The organism is Nocardia sp. NPDC003693 (genome assembly GCF_053981095.1).
The window spans coordinates 108,642-130,309 of the sequence record NZ_JBSFNO010000023.1 but is presented as its reverse complement, the minus strand read 5'-3'; the positions used below and the strand labels follow the sequence as shown (position 1 = coordinate 130,309).

Here is a 21,668-nt window from a genome sequence, read left to right as displayed (position 1 = left end):
GCGGCCTCGGACGGCGCGTGGGGCAAGGGCGCCGGCAAGGCGTTCACCGGCGGCGTCGGTGAAGGCGCCAAGGGCAACGAGGGCACCTCGGCCGCGGTCAAGAACACCCCGTTCTCGATCACCTACAACGAGTGGTCCTTCGCCAAGGCGCAGGGGCTGTCCGTGGCCCGCATCCTCACCGTGACGACCTCCAACGATCCGAAGCCGGTCGAGCTGACCTCGGAGACCGCGGGCAAGTCCATCACCGGTGTGAAGATCTCCGGCCAGGGCAACGACCTGGTGCTGGACACCTCCTCGTTCTACAAGCCGACCACCGGCGGCGCCTACCCGCTGATGATGGCGACCTACGAGATCGTGTGCTCCAAGTACAGCGACGCCGACACCGCCACCGCCGTCAAGGCGTTCCTGACCTCGGCGGTCGGCAACGGCCAGGTGGGACTCGCGGACGCCGGCTACGTGCCGATCCCGGACGAGTTCAAGACCAAGCTGACCACCGCGATCAACGCCATCTCCTGATCACCCTGATCGAGAGCACACCATGACCGTGCACGACGAAATAGCATCCGCGGGCCAGTCCGTTTCGACCGGCCCGCGGGGGAACCGTGCCCAGCCGCCGGGGGATACTGCGCTCATGCCGACCGAACCCAGCACGAAGCCGGCCGCACGGCGCGGCGTCTCCATATTCGGCGCGGAGTTCGTCTTCCGCTCCGCGGCCACCGCGGCCGGTGCCGTCATCGTCGGTGCGATCGCCCTGATCGCGCTGTTCCTGCTCATCAGGGCGGTGCCGTCGGTACTGGCGAACGACGCGAACTTCTTCACCAGCACCGAGTTCAACACCTCCGATGCCAACCACCTGCGGTTCGGTATCAAGGACCTGTTCATGGTCACGGTGCTGAGTTCGCTGGTCGCGCTGATCATCGCCGTGCCGATCGGTGTGGGCATCGCGTTGTTCCTGACGCAGTACGCGCCCAAGGCGCTGGCCCGGCCGTTCTCGATGATCGTCGATCTGCTGGCGGCGGTGCCCTCGATCGTGTTCGGTCTCTGGGGTTTTCTGGTGCTGGCTCCGAAACTGGAGCCGGTGCAGACCTTCCTCAACGACAAACTCGGCTGGTTCTTCCTGTTCGCCGACGGCAATGTCAGCATCGCCGGCGGCGGCACGATCTTCACCGCGGGCATCGTGCTCGCGGTGATGATCCTGCCGATCATCACTTCGGTGAGCCGTGAGGTCTTCGGCCTCACCCCCCGTACCCACATCGAGGCCGCGCAGGCCCTGGGCGCCACCAAGTGGGAGGTCGTGCGCATGACGGTGCTGCCGTACGGCCGCTCCGGCATGATCGCCGGTTCCATGCTGGGCCTGGGCCGCGCGCTCGGTGAGACCATCGCCGTGCTGGTGGTGCTGCGCACCTCGGCGCAGGCCGGGCACTGGTCGGTCTTCGACGGCGGCTACACCTTCGCCTCCAAGATCGCTTCGGCGGCAGCCGAATTCAGCTCCAAGTTGCCGACCGGCGCCTACATCGCCGCGGGCTTCGTGTTGTTCGCGCTGACCTTCGTGGTCAACGCCCTGGCGCGGCTCGCCGCGGGCGGGAAGGTGAACGGATGACCACCACACTCGACAAGCCGGTCAAGGCCCCCACCTTCCGGCACACGAGCACCAGCCGCCGGATTCGGAACAACCTCGCGACCGGCACCGTGTGGGCCTGCTTCGGCATCGCGCTGGTCCCGCTGCTGTGGGTGCTCTACACCGTCATCGAGCGCGGCGTCAGCGCCATCGCCTCGTCGGACTGGTGGTTCAAGTCGCAGAAGGGCGTGCTGCCCGAGGTCGAGGCCGGCGGTGTCTACCACGCCATCTACGGCACGATCACCCAGTCCGCGGTGGCCGCCGTCATCGCGGTGCCCCTCGGTGTGATGGCCGCGGTCTACCTGGTCGAGTACGGTCGCGGCTGGCTGGCCAAGACCACCACCTTCATGGTGGACATCCTGGCCGGTGTGCCCTCGATCGTCGCGGCGCTGTTCATCTTCGCGCTGTGGATCGCCACCTTCGGCGCCCCGCAGAGCGCGTTCGCGGTCTCGCTGGCCCTGGTGCTGCTCATGCTGCCGGTGGTGGTGCGCAGCACCGAGGAGATGCTCAAGCTGGTCCCGGACGAATTGCGGGAAGCTTCTTACGCTCTCGGTATTCCCAAGTGGAAAACCATTGTGAAGATCGTGATTCCGACCGCGGCGCCCGGCATGATCAGCGGCATCCTGCTGTCGCTGGCCCGTGTCATGGGTGAGACGGCCCCGGTGCTGGTGCTGGTCGGCTACTCGAAGTCGATCAACTACAACATCTTCGACGGCAACATGGCCTCGCTGCCCCTGATGATCTACCAGGAGCTCGCCAACCCCGAGCCGGCCGGCCGGGCGCGAGTGTGGGGCGCGGCGCTGACGCTGATCCTGCTCATCGCACTCCTGTATCTCGCCGCTGCGGCGGTCAACAAGCTGCTGACGCGGAATCGATAGAGGGAACGGAAAAGACTGATGGCCAAACGCATCGACGTCAAAGACCTCAATATCTACTACGGCAAGTTCCACGCCATCTCCAACGTGGGCCTGACCGTGCTGCCGCGCAGCGTGACCGCTTTCATCGGCCCGTCGGGCTGCGGTAAGTCCACCGTGCTGCGCTCGCTGAACCGCATGCACGAGGTGACCCCGGGCGCTCGCGTCGAGGGCGCGGTGCTGCTGGACGGCGAGGACATCTACGGCGCGACCATCGATCCGGTCGGCGTGCGCCGCACCATCGGCATGGTGTTCCAGCGGCCGAACCCGTTCCCCACCATGTCCATTCGCGACAACGTGGTGGCCGGGCTCAAGCTGCAGGGTATGCGCAACAAGAAGGAGCTCGACGAGGTCGCCGAGCGTTCGCTGCGCGGCGCCAACCTCTGGAACGAGGTCAAGGACCGCCTCGACAAGCCGGGCGGCGGTCTGTCCGGTGGTCAGCAGCAGCGCCTGTGCATCGCGCGCGCCATCGCGGTGTCGCCGGACGTGCTGCTCATGGACGAGCCGTGTTCGGCGCTGGACCCCATCTCCACGCTCGCGATCGAGGATCTGATCTCCGAGCTGAAGAAGGAGTTCACCATCGTGATCGTCACGCACAACATGCAGCAGGCCGCGCGCGTGAGCGATCAGACTGCCTTCTTCAACCTGGAGGCGCAGGGTAAGCCGGGCAAGCTGGTCGAGATCGACGAGACCGAGAAGATCTTCTCCAACCCGACCCAGAAGTCGACCGAGGATTACATCTCGGGTCGGTTCGGGTAGTCGAGGCGTCGAATCGCGGCCCCCGTTCCGGTGGAACGGGGGCCGTTCTCGTCAGAGCCGACGGCTATAGATGAGGGCTGCGATGGCGTCGCGGCATGGTCGTCGCCCGCTCGCGCTCGTGTAGGCATGCCCCCGGATCGCATGGTCCGGGGGCATTTTCGCGCGTGCGGACCGACGTTCGGCGATGTGTGCTGCGTCATAGCTGCCGGTGTCTGTTGTGTGCAACTGTCAGTTACATCTAACCTATTTCAAGAGGTAAACCGATTGGTCTAGTAGGAGGTGTCGGGTGACGGTTTCAACGGCGAAACACGAGGCCGGGACCGCGGGGATGAGTCAGCGCGCCAAACTCGCGGCGCTGGTGGCCATCTGTCTCGCGGAACTGCTCGTGGTCCTGGACAACACGCTCGTGAATGTCGCGCTGCCGTCGATGGCGGTGCAGCTCGAGGCCCAGATGAGCGGCCTGCAGTGGATCGTGGACGCGTTCACCCTGGCCTTCTCGGGCCTGCTGCTCGCCATGGGTCACCTCGGCGACCGCTTCGGGCGCCGCAAGTTCATGATCATCGGCCTGGCCGGCGTCGCGGCCATGTCCGCGGCCGGCGCGCTGGCCTCGGGGCTCGGCCAGGTCATCGCCGCCCGCGCCGGCATGGGCGTGTTCGCGGCGGTGGTCTTCCCGGCCACCCTGGCCCTGCTCACCAACATCTTCACCGAGGCGCGCGAGCGGGCGGCGGCCATCGCGCTGTGGACCGCCATGGCCGGTATCGCCATCGCCATCGGACCCACGGTCGGCGGCTGGCTGCTGGAGTACTTCTCCTGGCACTCGGTGTTCTGGATCAACGTTCCGGTGGCCCTGATCGCCATCGTCGCGGTGCTGGTGACGGTGCCCGAATCCCGGGGCGAGCATCCGGGCCGGCTGGACCGGGTCGGCATCGTGCTGTCGCTGGCGGGTATCACCGCGCTGGTGTGGTCCATCATCGAGGCGCCCAAATACGGCTGGTTCGCCGCGCAAAGCCTTGCGGGATATCTGCTTTCGGCCATCGCGCTCGCGCTGTTCGTGACCTGGGAGCTGCGGGTGGAGTCGCCGGTGCTCAATATGCGGTTGTTCCGCATTCGCCGCTTCGCGGTGCCGTCGGCGGCCATTACCGTGTCCTACTTCTGCGCCTTCGGATTCCTGTTCCTCATCACCCAGTATTTCCAGGGCGTGAAGGAACTGAGCCCGCTCGAATTCGGTATCCATTCCCTGCCTTTCGCGGTCGCGGTGGGTATCGGCGCGCCGCTGGCGACCATGCTCGCCCAGCGGGTGGGAACCACGGCGATGCTGGTGAGCGGACTGCTGGTGCTGGCGGTGGCCATGTACATCGCGGGCCGCACCACGGTCGACACCCCGTACCTGGGACCGGTGGTGGTGTCGATGATCCTCATGGGCCTGGGCTTCGCGGTGGTGCAGGGCCCGGCGACCGAATCCATCATGGGCTCGGTGCCGTTGAACGAGGCGGGCGCGGGGTCGGCGGTCAACGACACCACCCGCGAGGTGGGCGGCGCGCTCGGTGTGGCGCTGCTCGGCTCGATCATGACCTCGGTGTACGCGAGCAAGGTCGGCGATCGGATCGCCGCCATCCCGGCCACGATCATGAACGACCGGCAGAAGGAACTGGCGAGCAATACGCCGATCAGCGTGCTGGAGATCATCAAGACGCCGGTGAATCCCTTGGTGGCACAGGCGAAGACCGATCTGATCCAGGCCATGAAGGTGGCGTCGCTGCAGGGCGCCACGGCAGCGTCGTACGTCGCGGTGGGCACCCTGGTGGTCTGCGCCGCGATCGTCGCCGTGGCGCTGCCCTGGCGGCCCGAACGCGGGCAGTCGATTCTGCTGGGCTGGCGCGAGAAGGATTCCGCCGCCGCCGAATCCGAGGCGCGCGACTGATCGGCCGGGCCCGCGATCCATCTCCCCGGGCCCGAACGAGCGAAACCCCGGCCCTGCGCACCGTGTCGTGTGCGTGGGCCGGGGTTCCGTGGTCTCGCGGTGTTTCCGCACACCGCCGGAGCCGCCGGGCGATTCCCGGAAGACTCAGCGCCTCAGATGTTTTCCTTCTCCGAATCCGGGTCGGGCGGCAGCACGCCGGTCACCAGGAACACCACGCGGCGCCCGATCTCCACGGCGTGGTCGGCGAAGCGCTCGTAGTAGCGGCCGAGCAGGGCGACGTCGACGGCCGAGGCCACGCCGAACTGCCAGTCGCGGTCCATGATCAGCGTGAACAGGTGCTTGCGCAGATCGTCCATCGCCTCGTCGTCGTCGTTGAGCTTCGCGGCCCGCTCGGGGTCGCGGGTCTCAAGGACGTCCTTGGCGGTCGCGCCCATCTTGACCGCGATGCGGCCCATCTCCGCGAAGTAGCTGTTGACCGCCTCCGGAACCGCGTGGTTCGGGAAGCGGCGGCGGGTCATCTTGGCCACGTGCAGCGACAGCACGCCCATCCGGTTCACATCGGCGACGATCTGAATGGCACTGACCACCTGCCGCAGATCACCGGCGACGGGGGCCTGCAGGGCGAGCAGCGCGAACGCCTTCTCCTCGGCCAGCTGGATCATCTCGGCGATGCGGTCGTATTCGGTGATCACCTGTTCGGCGAGCTCGAGGTCGGCGTCGAGCAGCGACTGGGTCGCCCGCTCCATCGCCGATCCGGCGAGCCCGGCCATACCGCCGAGCAGATCGGCGAGTTCGGCCATTTGTTCGTTGTAGATGACACGCATGAGTCAAGACAGTAGTGGTAGCGCCTGACCAAGTCACCAACGGCAGGTGAATCGTGAGTGCCGCCTCGGCCGCCGCCGGCGGACCGCTTACTTGCAGGTCTCGTCGGCGGCGTTGAGGTGTTCGAGGTCGGACGGCAGGGTGACCGGCGCCGCGGGGGAGGCGTCGACGGGGGTATCGGGCAGCACCTGCCCGAAGGCGGTCGGGGTGCGCACGGTGCCGCTGTAGTCGGAGCCGATCACGACCTCGACGATGCTGCCGAGCCCGGTGGCCGACTCCAGCGTCGCGCCCGGAATCGCGCTGGCGACGGTGGCCGCGGCCGCCTCGTGGCCGCTGGAGTACCGGACCTTGGTGGTCGCGATGGTCCCGTCGGGGTTGTTGCCGGTGCTGTAGATCTGGAAGCCCTTGTTGGACAGCTTGGTGGCGGTGGTCGAGGCCAGACCGGCGGTGCCCGAGCCGTTGGAGACCTGCAGCGAGACCGTGCTCGGGTCGACGGCCGTCAGGGTCGGCTTGGTCGGCGGGGCCTCGGTGGTGCTCTCGGGGGTCTCGTCCTTCTTCTCGCCGGGCAGCGGCTGATCGTCGATGACGGCGCGGAAGATGGCCTTGATGTCGGATTCGCGCGGAATCTCGTTGCCGTAGGACGTGGTTCCCGCCGTGGGCACGGTCAGGAAGGTGATGGCCCCGGCGTCGACCTTGCGCAGCGAGCGGCCCAGGGTGAGCAGATCGTTGGTGGTGACGTTGTCCATGAACGAGTGCTCGGCGAAGGCGTTGATGACGCTGTTGAGCTTGCCGGCGTTGAACAGGACCTTGCTGGACATGGCGCCGCGCAGCAGCGAGGACAGGAAGCGCTGCTGCCGGTTGATGCGGTCGTAGTCGCTGCGTTCCTCGCCGACCACGTGCCGGGCGCGGACGTAGTCCAGTGCGGTGGAGCCGTTGACGATCTGCTTGCCGGGGGTGGTGAGGATGGTGCCCAGGATCTCGTCGACGAGCGGTTTGGTGCTGCAGACCTCGACGCCGTCGATGGTGTCGACCATGGCCTCGAAGCCGGCGAAGTCGATGCCGACGAAGTGGTTGATGCTCAGGCCGGACATCTTCTGGATGACCTTGGTGAGGCATTTGGGCCCGCCGAGGGCATAGATCGCGTTGAGCTTGTCGCCGGGGGCGGCAGGGAAGGTCTCCTTGGTGTAGGAGCCCTTGTCGTTGTCCCAGCCCTCGCACTGCGGCCGGGTGACGTCCAGGTCGCGCGGGAAGGAGACGGCCACCACGCGGTCGCGGCTCTTGGGGATGTTGACCAGCATGACGGTGTCGGCGCGCGCGCCTTCGGCGTCGTCGGTGGTGCCGGCGCCCAACTGCGAGTTGACGCCCGCGCGGGTGTCGGTGCCGACGATGAGGAAGTTCTCGTCGCCGTACTGCAGGTTCGGGTCGATGATGTCTTCGGAGTCGGTCTGGACCGCGTCGACGGTGTTGAACGCGTTGTCCTTGACGTGCAGGTAGCTCCAGCCGGTGCCGGTGATGAGCAGCGCGATGGCGGCGACCACGATGAGGGTGGCGCGCCCGGCGAGCTGCATCTTGCGGTTGCGGCGGCTGCGTCCGGCGGCCAGGCGGGACAACGGTTTTCCGATGGCCGTCGGCAACGCGGTGGTCGGGTAGTCGGCGGGGGACTCGACCGCCCGGGTCGCGGGGCGCACGGCCTTGACGCGCTCGCGGGGCGGGTCGGTGATGACGGGTAGCTCTTCGGTGGGCGGGTCGGCCGGGGCGGCCCGGCGGGCGCCGCCCGCGGTCTCGAGCGGGGGCCGAGAAGCGTTGGGGGCGGCGGGTTCCGGGGGTACGGCGCGCCGGGAGCCGGTCGGGTTCGGGGCCTCCGGGGGTACCGCGCGGCGAGATCCGGTGGAATTGACCGGATCCGGGGGTACCGCGCGCCGGGAACCCGTCGTGCCTGGGGCTTCCGGGGGGACGGCGCGGCGAGATCCGGTGGAGTTCACCGGGTCCTGGGGCGCGGGCCGCCGGGTGGCGGCGCTGTCGGCCGCCTCGGGGCTCAGCGCGCGGCGCGCGCCGGTGCTGTTCGCGTCGCCGCTGCCGCGGTCGGCCTCGGGCCAGCCGGCGGAGTTGGCGGGCGCGGGGGCGGCGGGGTCGGAGCGGCGGCGGCGCCGGGAGCGGCGCTCGCTGTCCACGCGCTCGACCAGATCCTGGACCGAGATGGGCGCGGAGCCGGGCGACGCGTTGTCGTTGTGCCGGGCACGGCGCGAGGTGGATGGCTGGTCGTCCGCGTCGTCGTCCGTGGCGTAGCGCTCCCACGGGGCGCGACCTCCGGGCCGAGGCGTACGCCCGTACCGATCGTCACCCACCAACGAACCTCACTTTGCTTTTCGATGCCGACCGTCATGATAACGATTCCGCCACGATCGACCACTCGAACGGTGATCCATCGTGCGCAACTCACATATCTTCCGGCCCGGAATTCGGGCCGTACCACGGTGGACAGGAAGGTCCCGCCGAGGAAATTCTGCCAGGGTCTGCGCGATCGGTTCGGGAACGCGATCGAGTCGTGCGCGGGCGGTGCAGCGTAAATCGTGGCGGGTCGCCGCGTTTACCAGTGTGAATCGGTGAAAAAAGCGCCGGACGGCGGCGAGCGCGCCGCGCGGGGGAGATCGAAATCCGTTCGGCGATATAGCACTCCGCCGCAGTGGAAGGCCGGTTCGGCGGTATCCCGGTCACCGGGATATCAGCGGGCCCGGCCCGTCCGGGCGGGTTCGGATACTAGCCGCCGCTGTGCATGACGTCGGCCGCGCACGGGACCGTCGGGTCCTCCGGGTCGTCGAGCCAGCCGTCGGGCAGGGCGACCTTGCCGGGGGAGCCCTGGCGGCCGCGCGGGCCCTCGGCGTCCTTGGGGAACGGCACCTCCGGGTCGAGCTGACCGATCAGGTCGACGAGCTGGTTCATGCTGCCGACCGTGGCGAAGCTGCGGCGCAGATCGCCGCCGATCGGGAAGCCCATCAGGTACCAGGCCATGTGCTTGCGGATGTCGCGCATGGCCTTGTCCTCGCCGTCGTGCGCGACGAGCAGTTCCGAGTGTCTGCGCAGGATCTCCCCGACCCGGCCCAGGTTGGGGGCGGCGGGCAGCGGCTCGCCGCGCAGGGCGGCCTGTAGCTCGGCGAAAAGCCAAGGGCGGCCCAGGCATCCGCGGCCGACGACGACACCGTCGCAGCCGGTCTCGGCCATCATGCGGACCGCGTCGGCGGCGCTGAAGATGTCGCCGTTGCCCAGGACGGGGATGGTGGTGACGGCTTCCTTGAGGCGCGCGATGGCGGTCCAGTCGGCCTCGCCCGAGTAGCGCTGGGCGGCGGTGCGCGCGTGCAGCGCCACGGCGGCCACGCCCTCGGCCTCGGCGATGCGGCCGGTGTCGAGGTAGGTGTGGTGCTCGTCGTCGATGCCGATGCGGAACTTCACCGTGATGGGGACGCCGGCGGGTTCGGCCGCGCTCACCATGTTCCGCACGATGTCGCGGAACAGCTGCCGCTTGTAGGGCAGGGCCGCGCCGCCGCCGAGCCGGGTCACCTTGGGCACCGGGCAGCCCAGGTTGAGGTCGATGTGGTCGGCCCAGCCCTCGCCGACGATGATCTTGACGGCTTCGCCGACGGTCTTCGGGTCGACCGCGTAGAGCTGCATCGAGCGCGGGCTCTCGTCCGCGTCGAACGCCATCATGTGCAGCGTCTTCTCGTTGCGCTCGACCACCGCCCGCGCGGTGATCATCTCGCACACGTAGATCGAAGTGCTGCTGCCGAATTCGCGGCACAGCTTCCGGAAGGCGACGTTGGTGATCCCCGCCATCGGCGCCAGCACGACCGGCGGATCAACCGGGTAGGGGCCGATCCGCAGCGCGGTCGTCGAGGTATCGAGCGAGGTCGTCACGCCGACCAGTGTAGGTTCCACGCGAAAGTGCCCCGGGACACGTCCCGCTTACCGGCGCATGACCCGTCCTTCGGGGGTCCGGGGGCTGGGCCCCCGGTTTCCTCCCTCACGGGGGTTCGGGGGCGAAGCCCCCGGGACCCGTCGTCAGACCCGAGCCATTTCCTTCTCCCGCTTGGCGGCCTCGCGGGCCAGCATGCGGTCGCGCTGCTCCTCGAACTTGAGCACGTCCTGGCCGAGCTTCTCCAGGAAGTTCCCGAGGCGATCGCGGGTCTCCTCGCCGCGGGCGGTGAAGTCGTCGCGCTCGAAGATGCGCCACTTCTTCAGGACCGGGTTCACGACCTCTTCCAGGTGCTGGCGCAGGTCGTAGATGCCGTGCTTGGCCATCAGGACGCCGTTGCGGCGGAAGTTGGGCATGCCGGCGCCCGGCATCTGGAAGTTCTCCAGGATGAGGGTGATGGCCTCGAGGGTCTGGTCGGGCGAAAGATCCAGCGCCGCACCGCACATGTTGCGGTAGAAGATCATGTGCAGGTTCTCGTCGGCGGCGATGCGCTGCAGCAGCCGATCGGCGATGGGGTCGTCGCACACGCGCCCGGTGTTGCGGTGCGAGACGCGGGTCGCGAGTTCCTGGAAGGTCACGTACGCGACCGAGTACAGGAAGCCCGCCTCGACTTCGCCCTCGGTCACCGTTGCGGGCGAGGCGAATCCGTTGGTCATGTGGATCATGCGCGCCTGCTCGAGCGCGACGGGATCGACGCCGCGGGTGACGACGAGGTAGTCGCGCATGGCGATGCCGTGCCGGTTCTCCTCGGCGGTCCAGCGACCGACCCAGGTGCCCCAGGCGCCGTCCTGGGAGAAGTTCTCCGCGATCTCCCGGTGGTAGGAGGGGAGGTTGTCCTCGGTGAGCAGGTTGGTGATCATGGCCGCCTTGGCCAGCTCGCTCAGCTTCGACTGTTCGGGATCCCAGTCGATGCCGCCCATGGCGGCGAAGTTACGTCCCTCGTCCCACGGCACGTAGTCGTGGGGATGCCATTCCTTGGCCAGGGACAGGTGCCGATCGACGTTCGCCGCGGCAACCGGCTCCAACTCCGTGAGCAGCTCGAGTTGAGTCAGATCCTTTGCCATACATAAGCCCTTCGTATCGTGCGATCTAGCTGGTCGTACCCTCGCTGGTCTGCCGCCGCGGCCCATACCTTACGTCACCGTAGGGTGATGTGAAACTCATCCGGTTGCCATTGCGTGGCCAGTGATGGATGTCATAAGAACTGCGGCCCGGGGCGATGGTCTATCGCCGCGGGCCGCAATTCGTTAGCCGCACATCGTGTCCGGGTGCGACCTACTTCTTGCCGCCGAGCAGGCCGCCCAGCACGTTGCCGAGGACACTGCCCGCGTTCTGCCCGACGGCCTTGCCGAGAATGTCTCCGAGACCGCCGGCGCCACCCTTGCCTCCGGTGGCTCCCCCCAGCAGGCTACCGAGAATGTCGCCCAAAGGCCCGGCGCCGCCGCCCGCGGCGGCGGTTTCGGTCGCGGGCGCGCCGCCCGCCGCGCCGCCGCCGAGCATCTTCTTGCTCAGGTAGGCGAGCACGATCGGGGCGAGCATGGGGAGCAGCTTCGCCATGAGGTCCTGCCCATTGCCGCCGCCGACGCCGCCGAGCGCGCTGATCACCGTGTTCTTCTCGGCGCCGAAGGTCTGGTCGACGATCTGGCTGCCGTTGCCGACGTCGACCTGATCGATGTCGACGCCGCCGTCGAGCAGGGTGGCCGGCTGGTTGGCGACTTCGCCCTCGAGATCGAGGCCGACGTCGGGGTTGCCGGCCTGCGCTTGGAAGCCGCCGAGGAGAACGGGGACGGCCGCGTTGATCGCGGTGGTAGCGGTCGCTTCGTCCACCCCGAGTTTGGCGGCGATCTGTGCGACGGGGACGTTCGAGAGCAGGTCATCGAAGGAAGTCATGAACTCCGCCTGTGTGTTGGCATCCCGGAAAAGCCCTACCGGGTCACGGTAGGCGAAATCCGGACAGATTGCCACGGATTCGCGGATGTGCGGGATGTGTCGGAGGGCCCGGATTCGGCATCCGGGCCCGCGGCGAACCTCCGACGAAAAGGTGCCCCCACCAGGGCTCGAACCTGGGACCTGCGGATTAAAAGTCCGTAGCTCTACCAACTGAGCTATAGGGGCGCGGCGGTGAGTTTAGTGGGTTGAGCGCGCAAGTACTAAACGAGTATCCGATTGCGTTCGGCGAGGCCGGGTTTGCGCTGGTCATGGTGGTTTGTCCGGGCGCGTTCCCGGGGCGTCGAGCGTGTCGGACGCGCGGGTGCGCGCGGGGCGGTGGGTCGGAGTGGCGGCGGGCGGGGGCACGAGTGGCGGCGGGAGCGCCCGTGCGGGGCGGAGGGGCGGTGCGCGGGCGGGGATGGGGGCGGCGTGCGAGCGGTGCGAAGCGTGCGGACCGGTCGGTGGGGGAATTGTCGGGGCGCGGGGTGGAATTCGGCCGGGTTCGCACCCGCGCCGGCGCGGGGGAGGCGCGCCGCCCGGCGGGCGAGGTGAGCGCGCGCTGACGTGCCCTCGGCGACATCGGGGCAATCGTGTTGCCACTCAGATTGTTTCGATATGGGCACGTGTGAATATCATCCAATGGTGATGTGTGGCAAGCTATTTGGTGCAGGAGGTGGGGACCGGTCATTGTCGCGGCGGAAGCCGCGGCGGGGTCCGGCGGCGGATGCGGTGTGGGCGGGGCTCGGTACGGCAGGGGTGATCGATGGGCCGAACATCGGTGGGATATCGAAGAATTCAGCTATTCAGACCAATCGCCCAGCTGGTAGCTGGGGAATTGCGGTATGTGTTAGGGGGCATGCTGGCTAACTGACTCACCGGTACACCTCACGCAGGGCGGACTTTCCGGGTACGGTGACCGACTGGTGAATTCCTGAAGAACCGGGATTGCCCCGGACGCACGGGATTCGGCTTATCGTTGATGTGCCCGAACGTGTCGCGGACGGTCCGGCCGATCGCGACTCCATCAGAATGTTGCTGCGGGAGGCCCATCCAGACAAGAGGAACGCCCGGGTGCGCACCCCCTGCGGCGCACCCGGGCGGGAAAAACTATACCAGTTGGTGTGTTTCAAGTTTTTCGCGCTTTTTCGTACCAAGAGTTTGGTAATTCGGGCAAAAGCCCGTTCTGAAGTATTTGAAAGACACGTAACTTTGCGTCGAGGACACAGCTAACGCGTCCGCGACGGTAGCTAGCTTCGGAGGCGTTTCGAGCATGGCACGGCAGCAAGAGCGGGCCCGCCGGACACGCGCGGCGATCATCAGGTCCGCCGCCGTTGAGTTCGGGAAGAGCGGCTATGCCGCTGCATCGCTCAACCGCATATTGGAAGGTTCACGCGCCACCAAGGGCGCCATGTACTTTCACTTCGACTCCAAGGAGGATTTGGCCCGCGCGGTCTTGGAAGCGGCAGTCGACCGCTACCGCGTGTCCACTGAAAGATGGCTCGGCCGAGGCGATCTCGGCCCCCTGGATGTCCTGCACGGCATGATCGACGAGATCGCGCTGCGGCTGGAGAACGACATCATCATCCAGGCCGAGTTCCGGCTCATCATCGAACCCGAGTTCTACCGCGACATCCAGGCGGGTGGCGGGCGCATTCTGGGCCGGTCCATCCGGCTGCTCGCGGTGCGCGCCACCGAGCACAAACAGCTGCGCGGTGACTCCGACCCGGATCGCTTCACCCGGACGCTGGCGGCGGCCCTGGCGGGCCAGCGCTACATCGCCGACGTCCTGGGCGGTCCCGCGGATCTGCGTTCCCGTTTCACCGAGGCGCTCGAGGTGGTCGTGGAGGCCACCGCGACTCCGGAGTGGACCGAGGAGTTCCGCCGGGTGGGGTGGCGGGTGTCCGCCAAGCTGGAAGATCTCAATTTGACGATCTGACCAGCTGATTTGGGAATCACGCGGATGCTGTCATAAGCTATCTCCGCTCCCAACGGAAGCCGTTGAGCAACGGTCCGGAGAAATCCGGCGGGCCCCCTTCGTCTAGCGGCCTAGGACGCCGCCCTTTCAAGGCGGTAGCGCGGGTTCGAATCCCGTAGGGGGTACAACGATGGTGACATCGTTGTAGTTGGAGCAAGCAAGGCCCTGTGGCGCAGTTGGTTAGCGCGCCGCCCTGTCACGGCGGAGGTCGCGGGTTCGAGTCCCGTCAGGGTCGCAAGACTTATATGCTAGGCATTCGTTCCGGGTGCCCCGGCCAGGTAGCTCAGTTGGTACGAGCGTCCGCCTGAAAAGCGGAAGGTCGCCGGTTCGATCCCGGCTCTGGCCACCAGATCGAGAAGAGGCCGCACCTTCGGGTGCGGCCTTTTTCGTGTGTTCACCCAAGGCCGGCGATCTTGGTGAGATGCTTGGGTCATGTCTGATGACAACGAGTGGTACTACTGCATCGAGCATCACCGGGCGGAACAGGGCAAACAGTGCTGGGTGGGCGGCCGCATGGGGCCGTACCCGGACAAGGCCACCGCCGAGCGCGCACTCGAAATCGCAAAGGCCAGAAACAAAGCCGCCGACGCCGAAGAAGACTGACGACCCGCGGGAAAAGGTTGTCGCGCGTGAGCTAGGGTTTCTTGGGCGTATGGCCATGAATGCGAGCGGGAGGGCGACCCTTGAAGGTAACCGTGGTGGTGCCGACCTACAACGAGCGGGAGAACCTGCCGGTGGCGGTGGAGCGACTGACGGCGCTCGGGGTCGACGACCTGCACGTGCTGGTGGTCGATGACAATTCACCGGACGGTACCGGCGAGGTAGCGGACAAGTTGGCGGCGGATCTGCCGAACGTCGTCAGCGTGCTGCACCGCACCGAGAAGGACGGCCTGGGTCGCGCGTACATCGCCGGCATCACCCGCGCCCTGGAGGACGGCGCCGACGTGGTGATCCAGATGGACGCGGATCTCTCGCACCCGGCCGAGGTCATTCCCGCCATGCTGGAGAAGCTGACGACCACCGACGCGGGCGTCGTGCTCGGATCCCGGTATGTGCCCGGCGGTTCCACGGCCGAGGAGTGGAAGTGGTACCGCAAGGCGCTCTCCGCCTGGGCCAACTTCTACGTGAACCTGATCCTGCGGCTGGGCGTCAAGGACGCCACCGCGGGCTTCAAGGCGTGGAAGGCCGACACGCTGCGCGCCATCGACGTGTCCTCCATCAAGAGCAACGGGTACTCGTTCCAGGTGGAGATGAACTACCGCACCGTGCGCAAGGGCATCGCCATCGCCGAGGTGCCCATCAGATTCGAGGAGCGCACGCTGGGCGCCTCGAAGATGAGCCTGAAGGTGCAGCTCGAATCGGCCCTGATGCCGTGGAAGCTGTTGTTCGGCAAGCAGGTTTGATAACACGGCCGGGAAATCAGTTGTCGCGTCGAGCGACCGCGGAGGTTTCCGGCCAGTTCAGCAGGGTGTTCTGCATCAGTGTGCGGACGCCCGCTATCTCGGCGTCCATCGCGGCGGGGTCCCAGGCGCTGACGTCGATCGGCGGCAGGACCGCCACGTCCACCACGCCCTTGCGGACGACCGCCGAATTGCGCCAGGCGATTTCGCCCGCGTTGCGGATGACGACCGGGATGATGGGCGCGCCCGCCTGCAGCGCGATGTGGAACGCGCCCTTCTTGAAGGGGCCGATGCGGGGCGTCAGGGAGCGGGTGCCCTCGGGGGCGATGACGACCGACAGTCCGCCGCGCAGGGTCTCGACCACGGGGGCGAGCGCGGCCTTGGCGGCCAGTTTGTCGGCGCGGTCGATGAAGGTGACCTCGACCAGGCGCATGAGCGGGCCGAAGACCGGGTTGGCCGCGACTTCCTTCTTGGCGACGCCGGTGAATCCGGTGCCGAGGACCTCGGCCAGCACGATGATGTCGAACTGGCTCTGGTGATTGAAGATGAAGACCGCGGGCCGGGGCGTCGCGGTGTGCTCGCGGCCGCTCACCCGCACGCGCACCCCGCTGCCGCGCAGGGTGGAGTCGGCGGCGTGCACCATCATGGAATCGGCCATCTGTCTGCGCTTCTTGGTGGCGGCCTTGGCGGCGACGCCGAACAGCGCCCCGCCGATCAGGCCGCCGAACGCGCCGGCGGTGCGCAGGTAGTCTCCGGTGCGCGGCGGGCGGCGGGGCCGGAAATGCAGGACGGGCCAATCCCTTTCGGTGGCCTCGAGCACCACGCGCGGATCCGGGTTGACCGCGGTGGGCCGTCCGGCCACCTGGAGCAGCGGTAGATCGGCGGCGCTGTCGGCGTAGACCCAGCTCCGGCTCAGGTCGATGTCGCGGGCGGCGGCGAAGCGGCGGACGGCGTCGGCTTTGCCGTTGCGCCAGAGCGGTTTCCCGTCGACGTGCCCGGTGAGCACGCCGTCCTGCACCGTCATGGCGGTGCACAGCACGTGCGCGATCCCGAGCTCGTCGGCGACCGGTCGCACCTGGTACCGGGTCAGCGAGCTGACGAGTACCAGCGTGTGCCCGGCGGTTTCGTGTTCGCGCACCAGCCGCCAGGCCTCGGGGAACAGGTGCCCGTGCACGGTGCGCCGGAACAGCTCGGCGCCGAGTTCGGACAGGGTGGATTCGGGCACCCCGGCCCAGGTGTGCATGACCTGCTGCAGGAAGCGCTCGTATTCGCCCTCGCTGCGGGCGCCGCGAATGCTGGAGAGCAGGCCGGCGGCCAGGGGCCGGGCGGCGGGGCGGCGGGTCAGGCGGGCCAGCAGGCCGGGCGGGTCGAAGCCGGCGACCACGGTGCCGCCGAAGTCGAAGACGGCGGCGATGCGCGGGCCCTGCGGGCCGGACCGGATGGCGGCGACCGCGGCGTCCAGATCCTGCGCGCCGGGGGCCGCGCGGGTGATGCCCGCGCCGGGTAGGGCCGGGTGTAGATCCCCGCTCGCGGGGTGACTCATCGCGGGTCCAGCCGGTTGGAGGGATCCAGGGTGGCGGCCCGGGAGATGCGCGCGGAGATGTCGCGGAGTTCGGCGGCGAAGCGCAGGCGGCGGTCGGTGAGGTCGGCCGGGTCGTCGCCGGGGGTGAGCAGGCCGTGGTTGTCGGCGAGTTTGAGTGCGCTGCCGAACAATTCCGACGACACCGATTCGGGGCTGTGCAATCGCTGTTGCAGCAGCATCTGTTTGCCGACCTGCAGGCATTCGTCGAGGAACGTCTTCTTGTCGACGGCGACGGCGGGGTCGTGCGCGGCCAGGCGTTCGGCCATCACCAGTTGCGCGTCGAAGAACGAGCGCAGCACCCGGTGGGCCATCATGAAGCCGGAATCGGCGAGCTGGGCCAGGATTTCGCTGCCGACGGTGCCGGCGGCGGTGCGGCGGTGCCAGTGCGGATCGACGCGCAGCATCTCCGCGGTGAGCTGACTGGTGAACTCGGCGCGCTCGGGGAAGAAGAATTCGAATTTGAGCAGATCGCGCAGCCGGTAGGCCGCTTCCCAGCCGACGCGCAGCTGATCGCCCTCGGGCGCTTCGACGGCGCTGAGCACGGCGAGTTCGAGGATGGCGCGATTGGCGAACCAGTGCACGGCGCTGTTGCGGTAGAACGCGGCCTCGAGGTGCGCGCCCGCCCCGATGGAGTACACGGGTTCGAGCCCGCCGCGGTACACCGTGACGACCTTGGCCACGGCGAGCTGTTCGAGCACCACCGCCAGGCCGTGGTCGGTGCGCAGGGTGTCGAGTTCGCCGCGGGGCAGGTCCCGGCTCTCGATGTAGCCGAGCACCGGCGCGATGGCGGCGCCCAATTCGGCTCGGGTGAGGGCGCGTTCGTGCACGCCCAGCAGCACCAGGGTGGTGAGGGCGTTGACGGTGATGGGGGTGACCTCGTTGATGCCGACGGCGACCTCGAAGGCCAGGCGCTGCACGGCCCGCTGTTCGAGCGCGGTCTGTTCGGGGTTCTCCGCGGCGGCCGGCGCCCCGAGCGGATCGCCGTGCGCTGCCAGGCGTTCGCGGCCCGAGAGCGGGGTGCCGAAGCGGACGTACACGTGCCCGGCCGAATGTTGTTGATTGCGAATGTATCGCGCGAGCCAGGCCAATCCCTCGGCTTGTTTGCGGCCGCCGGTCTGTTCGTCGGCGATGGCGCCGATCTCGTTCAGTCGTTCGTAGGTAATGGAGACCGGCACCAGCATGACATCGTCGATGCGAGATGAACGCAGGGCCGCCGCAAGGTAATTCAACAATCCGTAGCGCGGCGGCCGGAGTTTCCCGGTGCGGGTGCGCCCGCCTTCGAAGTACCACTCCAGATTGAATCGTTTGGCGAGCAGATAGGCGAAGTATTCTTCGACGACCGCTTTGTACACTTCGTCGTCGCCGAAACTGCGCCGAATGAATACCGTTCCGGTGCGCCGGGCGATGGAGCCGAGCGGCCAGAAACTCAGGTTTGCCCCGCCCACGACATGATTGGGCGGAAAGTCGTTGCGCGCCAGAATGTCACCGAGGACGAACGCGTCCACATAGGAGCGGTGCGAGGGCAGGAATACCAGGGGGTAGCGACGATTGAGCGCGCGCAGCCCGTCGAGCCCGGCGGGGTCGTCGTCGACCTTCCAGGTCGAGGCGTGCACCGGCCGCATGGCCTGGGTGAACAGATCCGAGACGAGCCTGCTCTGCGCGGCGACCAGTTCCCGCAGCGCCTTCTCCGCGCGCCGGTACACCTCGCGCGCGGGCAGGTCGGCCGCGGCGGCGACGGTGTCGAGCCTGCGCAGGAACGCGGGGGAGTCCAGGATTTCCTCGACGACCAGGCGCGGCACCTTGTAGCGGTCGCCGATGACGGCGCGTTCGGCGCGTTCGAGGGCGACGATGCCCGCGCGCACGATGGCGCGTGCGAACGCTTCGGGCGCCCCGGCGGCGCCCGGGTTGTTGGTGCGCAGCTCGCTCAGCCGGGCGGGGGCGCCGGTGAGTACCAGGTGCCGGTCCGGGGCCTTGGTGACCAGGCGCCGCTGCATGAACCGGTTGGGCTTGCGCGGGTTGGACATGGTGAGCAGATCGCCGAAGCTGGTGCGGCGCACGCCGTCTCGTTCGGGCGGCAGCCACAGCACGCGGACGGGGACTACGAGCGGATCGTCCTGTCGGCCCACCAGCCGGGTGCCCACCGCGCCGGGATCGAGGTCCAGTTGGGTGACGGGCGCGGTGGTGCCGAACTCCTGCGCGATGCCGCCCTCGGCGAGCCAGTTACCGATGAGTTCCCGTTCGACCCGGCCGGCGGCGTCGACCAGTGCCACCACCGAACCCGGGGTGGTAGCCGCTGCCGGGAGCCGGCTGTAGTGATCGAGCATCTCTGGATCCCTCCGCAACTGAACCGCCGCAATCCATTGAAGCGGAAACGCGAGCGCGGGGTGGGAGGTCGCACAATTCACCGGCCGGTTCGAAGTATGCGCGGACTCGGGCAGAGGTGATATTGCCCATGGCGGCCGACTTCGCCATAAACGGAAAGGTAATGCTAACCTCACTCCTTAAAGTAAGGTAAGCATAACCTTGGAGGTCTGGTGTCGGCCACGGACGAACGGGTACGGCTCGATGGCGAGCAGCGCTGGGGCGAGTACGTCACCGATCCGGTCGCGGCGGTGTCCGCGCTGGCAGCTACGGAACGTTTCGGTGAATACGTAGTCTACGAACGCCCCGGCGCATGGGTTTTCGCCGCGGATCCGATCGGCGGAGTCGAGCTGGACGCGGACGAGCTGCGCGTTTCCTGGGAAGGGAACATCACCACCGGCGCGTGGGACGGCAGTCCCGCGCAGGCCGTGGATCGCGCGCTCGCCGCACTGCCGCTGGGCGCCCGGAACGCGTACGGCTGGATCGGTTTCGAGTTCTGCGCGTGGTCGCTGGGCGCGACCGCGCACGTGCACCCCCGGGCCACCCTGGCACACCTGATGATTCCCCGCATCGAGGTCCGCATCGACGCCGCCGGTGTGCGGGTGTCCGGCGCCTCGCCCGCGGAGACCTCCGAGATCCACGAGCTGATCGCGGCCTCGCAGGGCACCGCGCTGCCGGTGGCGCATCCGGTCGACGTGACCGTGGACCCGACCGGCTACGCCGATCGCGTGGCCACCGGCGTAGAGGAGATCAACAGCGGCAAGTACCAGAAGGTCATCCTGTCGCGGAAGGTGGAACTGCCCTTCGCGGTGGACGTTCCGGCCACCTACCGCCTCGGCCGCGCCAACAACACCCCGGCCCGGTCGTTCCTGCTGCGCCTGGGTGGCCTCGAAGCCGCCGGGTTCAGCCCGGAGCTGGTCGCCTCGGTCGACAGCGCCCGCGTGGTCACCACTGAGCCACTGGCCGGCACCCGCGCCTTCGGTCGCGGCGCCGACCTCGACATGGCGGCTCGCGCCGATCTGCTCAGCGACCCCAAGGAGATTGTCGAGCACGCGATTTCGGTACAGACATCCTTCTCCGAGATCGCCGCGGTCGCCGAGCCCGAGACCACCGCGGTCTCGGACTTCATGGCGGTGCGCGAGCGCGGCAGCGTGCAGCACCTGGCCTCCACGGTGCAGGGCCGGCTGGCCGCCGACCGCAGCCCGTGGGACGCGCTGGAAATGCTCTTCCCCTCGGTCACCGCCTCCGGCATCCCGAAGGCCGCCGGCGTCGACGCGGTGTTCCGCCTGGATCACGACCCGCGCGGACTGTATTCCGGTGCCGTGGTGACGGTGTCGCCGGACGGTGCGCTCGAGGCCACGCTGGTGCTGCGCGCGGTCTACCAGAGCGGCGCGGACGCGTGGCTGCGCGCGGGCGCGGGCGTGGTCGGGCAGTCCCGGCCCGAGCGCGAGTTCGAGGAAACCTGCGAGAAGCTCGGCAGCGTCGCGCCCTACGTGGTGCGCGCGCCCGAACGGGACTGATCACACCGGCAGTTCCACCCCCGTCGACCGCTCGGCCAGCTCACAGAGCTGACGGGCGGTTTTCTCGTCGTGCGAGGCGGCGCTGGACTCGGTCTCGACCGGATGCCCGCGCCAGCCCCACCAGGAGCCCGGCCCGTAGTACGCGCCCGGCCGGGCGGCCGCGGCGGCCGCGTACAGCGTTGGCAGCGCGCCCATCTCGACGCTCTGGGCCAGCACCCGATTGCCGACGGCGATGAACTGCTCGAGGAAGTTCTCGGCCTTGGAGTTGATCTCGGTGGCGGCGTAGCCCGGATGTGCGGCCACCGCGAGCCGCGCCGATCCGGCGGCGTCGAACCGGCGCTGGAGTTCGTAGGTGAACTGCAGCAGCGCCAGTTTGGTCTGGGCGTAGGCGCCGAATCGGCTGTAGGCGCGCCGTTCCCAGTGCGGGTCCTCGAGGTCGATGCGCCCGATGTAGTGGGTGTGGCTGGAAACGTTCACCACGCGATCGGAAATCCGTTCCAGCAGTAGGCCGGTCAGCGCGAAGTGCCCGAGAAAGTTCGTGCCGAAATGCGTTTCGAAGCCGTCGGCGGTGCGGCCCCGGGGCACGGCCATCACCCCGGCGTTGTTGATCAGGACGTGCGCGTGCTCGATCGAGTCGGCGAAGGCGCGCACCGAGCCCAGGTCCGCCAGGTCCAGGGCCCGGATCTGGACCCGCCCGCCGGTGATGGTGTGCGCGACCGCCTGGGCCTTGACCTCGTTGCGGCAGGCCATGATCACCTGGGCGCCGGCCCCGGCCAGACCGCGCGCGGTGGCCGCGCCCAGCCCGCTCGTGGCCCCGGTGACGATGTACGTCCGCCCGGTCAGGTCGGGAATGTTCGCTGTGTTCCAGCCGCCCATAGCATCACTCTATGACGCTCCGGG

Annotated in this window: 17 protein-coding genes and 4 tRNA genes; 12 read left to right on the top strand and 9 right to left on the bottom strand. The window is 68.2% G+C overall.

Annotated features, from left to right (window positions below):
• The 5 genes from ACWDOP_RS24360 to ACWDOP_RS24340 all read left to right on the top strand — a co-directional run.
• Window positions 1-516 (top strand): substrate-binding domain-containing protein (locus ACWDOP_RS24360; RefSeq protein WP_456346895.1); only part of this gene is annotated, 516 nt, incomplete at its 5' end.
• Between the two features lie 115 nt (window positions 517-631).
• On the top strand, window positions 632-1,600 hold the full coding sequence (gene pstC / locus ACWDOP_RS24355; protein ID WP_454205801.1) for a phosphate ABC transporter permease subunit PstC: 969 nt from the start codon (window positions 632-634) through the stop codon (window positions 1,598-1,600).
• Entirely contained in the window at window positions 1,597-2,496 is a 900-nt protein-coding gene (gene pstA, locus ACWDOP_RS24350) for a phosphate ABC transporter permease PstA (RefSeq protein ID WP_456346894.1), read from the top strand. Before pstC ends, pstA begins: the two co-directional genes overlap by 4 nt.
• Window positions 2,497-2,514: 18 nt before the next feature.
• On the top strand, window positions 2,515-3,291 hold the full coding sequence (gene pstB, locus ACWDOP_RS24345; protein ID WP_456346893.1) for a phosphate ABC transporter ATP-binding protein PstB: 777 nt from the start codon (window positions 2,515-2,517) through the stop codon (window positions 3,289-3,291).
• 328 nt (window positions 3,292-3,619) lie between these two features.
• Window positions 3,620-5,212, top strand: a complete 1,593-nt coding sequence (locus ACWDOP_RS24340) for an MFS transporter (RefSeq protein ID WP_454205920.1) — start codon at window positions 3,620-3,622, stop codon at window positions 5,210-5,212.
• 152 nt (window positions 5,213-5,364) lie between these two features.
• Here the strand turns inward: ACWDOP_RS24340 and phoU are convergent, their stop codons facing one another.
• From phoU to ACWDOP_RS24310, 6 genes are all read right to left on the bottom strand, one after another.
• A complete protein-coding gene (gene phoU, locus ACWDOP_RS24335) occupies window positions 5,365-6,036 on the bottom strand; it encodes a phosphate signaling complex protein PhoU (RefSeq protein WP_454205796.1) in 672 nt (223 codons plus the stop codon).
• 87 nt (window positions 6,037-6,123) lie between these two features.
• The gene (locus tag ACWDOP_RS24330) at window positions 6,124-8,379 is read right to left on the bottom strand and encodes an LCP family glycopolymer transferase (RefSeq protein ID WP_456346892.1); all 2,256 of its coding nucleotides are present in this window, start codon (window positions 8,377-8,379) and stop codon (window positions 6,124-6,126) included.
• 412 nt (window positions 8,380-8,791) lie between these two features.
• The gene (gene dusB / locus ACWDOP_RS24325; protein ID WP_456346891.1) at window positions 8,792-9,943 is read right to left on the bottom strand and encodes a tRNA dihydrouridine synthase DusB; all 1,152 of its coding nucleotides are present in this window, start codon (window positions 9,941-9,943) and stop codon (window positions 8,792-8,794) included.
• 144 nt (window positions 9,944-10,087) lie between these two features.
• On the bottom strand, window positions 10,088-11,065 hold the full coding sequence (locus ACWDOP_RS24320; RefSeq protein WP_456346890.1) for an acyl-ACP desaturase: 978 nt from the start codon (window positions 11,063-11,065) through the stop codon (window positions 10,088-10,090).
• Window positions 11,066-11,276: 211 nt separating this feature from the next.
• Window positions 11,277-11,891, bottom strand: coding sequence for a DUF937 domain-containing protein (locus tag ACWDOP_RS24315; protein WP_456346889.1), 615 nt, complete (start codon window positions 11,889-11,891; stop codon window positions 11,277-11,279).
• Window positions 11,892-12,043: 152 nt separating this feature from the next.
• Window positions 12,044-12,116 (bottom strand) — tRNA-Lys (locus tag ACWDOP_RS24310).
• Between the two features lie 1,084 nt (window positions 12,117-13,200).
• Here ACWDOP_RS24310 and ACWDOP_RS24305 point away from each other — a divergent pair.
• The 6 genes from ACWDOP_RS24305 to ACWDOP_RS24280 all read left to right on the top strand — a co-directional run bounded on the left by ACWDOP_RS24305 (window position 13,201) and on the right by ACWDOP_RS24280 (window position 15,308).
• Window positions 13,201-13,866, top strand: coding sequence for a TetR family transcriptional regulator (locus ACWDOP_RS24305; protein WP_454205787.1), 666 nt, complete (start codon window positions 13,201-13,203; stop codon window positions 13,864-13,866).
• Window positions 13,867-13,957: 91 nt separating this feature from the next.
• Window positions 13,958-14,030 (top strand) — tRNA-Glu (locus tag ACWDOP_RS24300).
• 36 nt (window positions 14,031-14,066) lie between these two features.
• Window positions 14,067-14,140 (top strand) — tRNA-Asp (locus tag ACWDOP_RS24295).
• A 37-nt stretch (window positions 14,141-14,177) separates the two neighbouring features.
• A tRNA-Phe gene (locus ACWDOP_RS24290) sits at window positions 14,178-14,254 on the top strand.
• Between the two features lie 83 nt (window positions 14,255-14,337).
• Entirely contained in the window at window positions 14,338-14,508 is a 171-nt protein-coding gene (locus ACWDOP_RS24285) for a hypothetical protein (RefSeq protein WP_354985821.1), read from the top strand.
• 59 nt (window positions 14,509-14,567) lie between these two features.
• Entirely contained in the window at window positions 14,568-15,308 is a 741-nt protein-coding gene (locus tag ACWDOP_RS24280; RefSeq protein WP_454205785.1) for a polyprenol monophosphomannose synthase, read from the top strand.
• A 16-nt stretch (window positions 15,309-15,324) separates the two neighbouring features.
• Here the strand turns inward: ACWDOP_RS24280 and ACWDOP_RS24275 are convergent, their stop codons facing one another.
• Together ACWDOP_RS24275 and ACWDOP_RS24270 are read right to left on the bottom strand one after the other, a co-directional pair.
• Complete coding sequence (locus ACWDOP_RS24275; protein ID WP_456346888.1) at window positions 15,325-16,848, bottom strand: HAD-IB family hydrolase; 1,524 nt, start codon at window positions 16,846-16,848, stop codon at window positions 15,325-15,327.
• A complete protein-coding gene (locus ACWDOP_RS24270) occupies window positions 16,845-19,211 on the bottom strand; it encodes a glycerol-3-phosphate 1-O-acyltransferase (RefSeq protein ID WP_456346887.1) in 2,367 nt (788 codons plus the stop codon). Before ACWDOP_RS24270 ends, ACWDOP_RS24275 begins: the two co-directional genes overlap by 4 nt.
• Window positions 19,212-19,421: 210 nt before the next feature.
• Between ACWDOP_RS24270 and ACWDOP_RS24265 the strand changes: the two genes are divergently transcribed.
• Complete coding sequence (locus tag ACWDOP_RS24265; protein ID WP_456346886.1) at window positions 19,422-20,768, top strand: salicylate synthase; 1,347 nt, start codon at window positions 19,422-19,424, stop codon at window positions 20,766-20,768.
• Here the strand turns inward: ACWDOP_RS24265 and ACWDOP_RS24260 are convergent, their stop codons facing one another.
• Window positions 20,769-21,644, bottom strand: coding sequence for an oxidoreductase (locus ACWDOP_RS24260; RefSeq protein ID WP_454205777.1), 876 nt, complete (start codon window positions 21,642-21,644; stop codon window positions 20,769-20,771). It lies immediately after the preceding gene.
• Window positions 21,645-21,668: the final 24 nt, after the last annotated feature.

Excerpts from the sequence above, each read along its gene's own strand:
- pstC (WP_454205801.1), top strand. The coding sequence starts at position 632 with ATGCCGACCGAACCCAGCACGAAGCCGGCCGCACGGCGCGGCGTCTCC.
- pstA (WP_456346894.1), top strand. The coding sequence starts at position 1,597 with ATGACCACCACACTCGACAAGCCGGTCAAGGCCCCCACCTTCCGGCAC.
- pstB (WP_456346893.1), top strand. The coding sequence starts at position 2,515 with ATGGCCAAACGCATCGACGTCAAAGACCTCAATATCTACTACGGCAAG.
- ACWDOP_RS24340 (WP_454205920.1), top strand. The coding sequence starts at position 3,620 with ATGAGTCAGCGCGCCAAACTCGCGGCGCTGGTGGCCATCTGTCTCGCG.
- phoU (WP_454205796.1), bottom strand. The coding sequence starts at position 6,036 with ATGCGTGTCATCTACAACGAACAAATGGCCGAACTCGCCGATCTGCTC.
- ACWDOP_RS24320 (WP_456346890.1), bottom strand. The coding sequence starts at position 11,065 with ATGGCAAAGGATCTGACTCAACTCGAGCTGCTCACGGAGTTGGAGCCG.
- ACWDOP_RS24315 (WP_456346889.1), bottom strand. The coding sequence starts at position 11,891 with ATGACTTCCTTCGATGACCTGCTCTCGAACGTCCCCGTCGCACAGATC.
- ACWDOP_RS24305 (WP_454205787.1), top strand. The coding sequence starts at position 13,201 with ATGGCACGGCAGCAAGAGCGGGCCCGCCGGACACGCGCGGCGATCATC.
- ACWDOP_RS24285 (WP_354985821.1), top strand. The coding sequence starts at position 14,338 with ATGTCTGATGACAACGAGTGGTACTACTGCATCGAGCATCACCGGGCG.
- ACWDOP_RS24280 (WP_454205785.1), top strand. The coding sequence starts at position 14,568 with ATGCGAGCGGGAGGGCGACCCTTGAAGGTAACCGTGGTGGTGCCGACC.
- ACWDOP_RS24275 (WP_456346888.1), bottom strand. The coding sequence starts at position 16,848 with ATGAGTCACCCCGCGAGCGGGGATCTACACCCGGCCCTACCCGGCGCG.
- ACWDOP_RS24270 (WP_456346887.1), bottom strand. The coding sequence starts at position 19,211 with ATGCTCGATCACTACAGCCGGCTCCCGGCAGCGGCTACCACCCCGGGT.
- ACWDOP_RS24260 (WP_454205777.1), bottom strand. The coding sequence starts at position 21,644 with ATGGGCGGCTGGAACACAGCGAACATTCCCGACCTGACCGGGCGGACG.